Origin of the sequence: Dietzia sp. DQ11-38-2, from assembly GCF_014145055.1 — a bacterium.
In the GTDB taxonomy this organism is placed as follows: domain Bacteria; phylum Actinomycetota; class Actinomycetes; order Mycobacteriales; family Mycobacteriaceae; genus Dietzia.
The window spans coordinates 1-3,830 of sequence record NZ_JAALDW010000114.1 but is presented as its reverse complement, the minus strand read 5'-3'; the positions used below and the strand labels follow the sequence as shown (position 1 = coordinate 3,830).

Below are 3,830 nucleotides of genomic sequence, written 5' to 3'. Positions count from 1 at the left end.
ACCGGCGCCTCCTCCGGGATCGGCGAGGCCACCGCACGCGGGTTCGCCGACGCCGGGTACCTGGTGGGCGCCTTCGATCTGCAGCCGTGTGCCTGGGCGGCGGGGGATGACCGCGTGATCACCGGAGCGCTGGACGTCACCGACCCCGCCGCCTGGGAGGCCGCACTGGAACAGGTGACGGCCCGCTCCGGTGGCGCGCTGAACGTCCTGGTCAACAATGCCGGCCTGTTGTACGGGATGCCGTTCGTGGACGCGAGCTACGAGCAGGACTCCGCGCTCGTCGATGTCAACGTCAAGGGCGTGATGTACGGCTGCCGGGCGGCGCACCCGCACCTGGAGAAGGCCTCGTCCGCGGTCGTGGTCAACCTCTGCTCGGCCTCGGCGATCTACGGCCAGGCCGAGATGGCCGTGTACTCGGCCACCAAGTTCGCCGTCCGGGGGATCACCGAGGCGCTGGACCTGGAGTGGGGTCCCACGGGCATCCGCGTGTGTTCGGTGTGGCCGCTCTACGTGGGCACGGGGATGCTCGAGGGCGTGAACACCGCAGGCATGCGGAACATGGGCGTCCGACTGACCGAGGGCGACGTGGCCGGCGAGGTTCTGCGCCTCGCCGAGCAGACGCGGCGCCCGACGTCCGGTCTGCTCGGGCGGATCCGGGGCGTCGTGGGTCGCGAGGTGCACCGGCCTGTGGGCACCCAGGCCACCGCGATGTACCTGGCGTCTCAGGTCGGGCCGGGGCGGATCATCCGACTGGCCAATCGGCGCCTGACCTCGTGACCGGGCCCACCCCCGACCCGGAGGCCGCGACCGCGGACCCCGCAGCAGCGGATCCCTCCGCCGGGCCCACCGAATGGGGTGAGGGCCTCGTCGGGGTGGGCCCGTGGGAGCTCGAGCGCCCCGGGGAGCCCCGGCCGTCCGGCGACCACTGGGACCCGGAACTGCTCGACTCGGGCGACCGCCGCAACGTGGTCGACCGCTACCGCTACTGGCGGCGCGAGGCCATCGTGGCCGACCTCGACACCCGGCGGCACCCGTTCCACGTGGCCATCGAGAACTTCGGCCACGATGCCAACATCGGCACCGTGGTCCGCACGGCCAACGCCTTCCTCGCGGCCGAGGTGCACATCGTGGGTCGACGCCGCTGGAACCGCCGCGGGGCGATGGTGACCGATCGTTACCAGCACCTGCGGCACCACGAGGACGTGTCCGCGCTGATGGCGTGGGCCGAGGCCGAGGGACTGCCCGTGGTCGCCGTCGATAATCTCCCCGGTGCCGAGCCGCTCGAGACCGCCCGCCTGCCGCGCGAGTGTGTACTGCTGTTCGGGCAGGAGGGGCCCGGTGTCAGTGCGGACGCGCGCCTGCGGGCGGCCCGGACGGTGTCGATCGCCCAGTTCGGTTCGACCCGATCGATCAACGCCGGCGTGGCCGCCGGGATCGCGATGCACGCGTGGATCCGCGAGCACGCCGCCCCCCTCTGACGTCCACGACGGTCCCGGCGCCGCAGCCTTAATGGAAATGGTTATCATTAGGACCATGGCTGATTCCCGCATCCCCGTCACCGTCCTGTCCGGCTTCCTCGGGGCCGGCAAGACGACCCTTCTCAACCATCTCCTGTCCAACCGGGACGGTCGCCGCATCGCCGTCATCGTCAACGACATGTCCGAGATCAACATCGACGCCGCCCTGGTGGCCGGTGAGGGGCATGTCGAGCGCGGCGAGGAGAAGCTGGTGGAGCTCACCAACGGCTGCATCTGCTGCACGCTCCGCGAAGACCTCGTGGAATCCGTGGCCCGTCTGGCCCGCGACGGGTCGTTCGACGCCATCGTCGTGGAGTCGACGGGTATCTCCGAGCCCATGCCGGTCGCCGCGACCTTCGAGTGGGAGTTCACCGGCGGGTTCCGCCTCGACGACCTGGCCCGGTTGGACACCATGGTCACGGTCGTCGACGCCTCGACGTTCCTCGGTGCGATCGCCCGCGGGGACCGACTGGACCAGCACGACATGGCCGCGGGCGAGGGCGACGAGCGGACGATCGCCGACCTCCTGGTGGACCAGGTCGAGTTCGCGGACCTCGTGCTGGTGTCCAAGACGGATCTGGCCTCGGAGCAGGTGGCGGGCGCGACCGAGCAGATGATCCGGGCCCTCAACCCCCGCGCCCGCGTGCGCCGACTCGACCGCGGCAGGATCGATGTCGCCGACGTGGTGGACACCGGTTTGTTCGACCCCGCGGTCGCCGCGCAGGCGGAGGGGTACGCGGAGGAACTCGCCACCCCGCACACCCCGGAGACGGAGGAGTACGGCATCTCGTCGACGGTGTTCCGGTCCGGGCGGCCGTTCGACCCGGCTCGGCTCGAGGCGGCCCTCAGGTCCACCCGCGGTCTGGTGAGGTCCAAAGGCTACTGCTGGTTGTCGTCGCATCCGCACCATGCGGTGGTGTGGTCCCAGGCCGGGCCCAACTACGATCTCCAGATCGCCCAGGAGTGGGCGCGCGTACCAGACGTCCGCCCGGGGCAGGAGATCGTGCTCATCGGGGTGAAGCTCGACCACGCCGCGGTGCGATCCGCGCTCCGTGGCGCCCTGCTCACCGATGACGAGTTGGCGGCGATGCCCTCGGCGGTTCCGGGACTCGGATTGGCCCGCTGACCGCCGGTGTCCGCCGGGCGCCGTGACACCGTCGCGAGCCCACCGTGCCCCCGCCGGTCCACCGCGACCCGCCCCCTGGCGCTACCTCGTAGGATGGGATGAGTCACAGCGCCGAAAAACTGGAGGATCGTCAATGCCTATCGCCACCCCGGAGCAGTACAAGGACATGCTCGACCGGGCCCGTAACGAGGGCTTCGCCTACCCCGCGATCAACTGCACGTCGTCCGAGACCATCAACGCGGCCATCAAGGGTTTCGCCGACGCCGGCTCCGACGGCATCATCCAGTTCTCCACCGGCGGTTCCGAGTTCGGCTCCGGGCTGAACGTCAAGGACATGGTCACCGGTGCCGTCGCGCTCGCCGAGTTCGCACACGTCATCGCGGCGAAGTACGACATCCTGGTCGCGCTGCACACCGACCACTGCCCCGAGGACAAGCTGGACGGCTTCGTGCGTCCGCTCATCGAGATCTCCCAGGAACGCGTCGACCGCGGCGAGAACCCGCTGTTCCAGTCGCACATGTGGGACGGCTCGGCCACCCCGCTCGACCGTAACCTCGAGATCGCCAAGGAGCTGCTCGAGAAGACGGCCAACGCCAAGCAGATCCTCGAGATCGAGATCGGCGTCGTCGGCGGCGAGGAGGACGGGGTCGAGAACGAGATCAACGAGAAGCTCTACACCTCCCGCGAGGACTTCGAGGCCACCATCGACGCGCTCGGCGCGGGCAACACCGGACAGCGTTACCTGCTGGCGGCGACCTTCGGCAACGTCCACGGCGTGTACAAGCCCGGAAATGTCAAGCTCAAGCCCGAGGTGCTGAAGATGGGCCAGGACGTCGCGGTCGAGAAGCTCGGGCTGAACCAGGGCGACCTTCCGTTCGACTTCGTCTTCCACGGTGGTTCGGGCTCGGCCAAGTCCGAGATCGAGGAGGCGCTGTCCTACGGCGTCATCAAGATGAACGTCGACACCGACACCCAGTACGCGTTCACCCGTCCGATCGCCGCGCACATGTTCGGCAACTACGACGGTGTCCTCAAGGTCGACGGTGAGGTCGGCAACAAGAAGGTCTACGACCCGCGCTCGTACCTCAAGAAGGCGGAGCAGGCGATGTCCGAGCGCGTCGTCGAGGCGTGCAACGACCTCAAGTCGGCCGGCAAGTCGAAGGGCGCCTCTGCCTGAACCGCCTCTG

Annotated in this window: 4 protein-coding genes; all 4 read left to right on the top strand. The window is 69.3% G+C overall.

Annotated features, from left to right (window positions below; genetic code table 11):
- Positions 1-777: SDR family oxidoreductase (locus G6026_RS04445; protein ID WP_182612367.1), on the top strand; the 777-nt coding region annotated here is incomplete at its 5' end.
- Entirely contained in the window at positions 774-1,478 is a 705-nt protein-coding gene (locus tag G6026_RS04440) for an RNA methyltransferase (RefSeq protein ID WP_182612366.1), read from the top strand. The genes G6026_RS04445 and G6026_RS04440, both read left to right, overlap by 4 nt.
- 55 nt (positions 1,479-1,533) lie before the next feature.
- Positions 1,534-2,643 (top strand): GTP-binding protein, encoded by a 1,110-nt coding sequence (locus tag G6026_RS04435; RefSeq protein WP_107757444.1) that lies wholly within the window; start codon positions 1,534-1,536, stop codon positions 2,641-2,643.
- 133 nt (positions 2,644-2,776) lie between these two features.
- Positions 2,777-3,820, top strand: coding sequence for a class II fructose-bisphosphate aldolase (gene fbaA / locus G6026_RS04430; protein WP_107757443.1), 1,044 nt, complete (start codon positions 2,777-2,779; stop codon positions 3,818-3,820).
- The last annotated feature ends 10 nt before the right edge of the window (positions 3,821-3,830 follow it).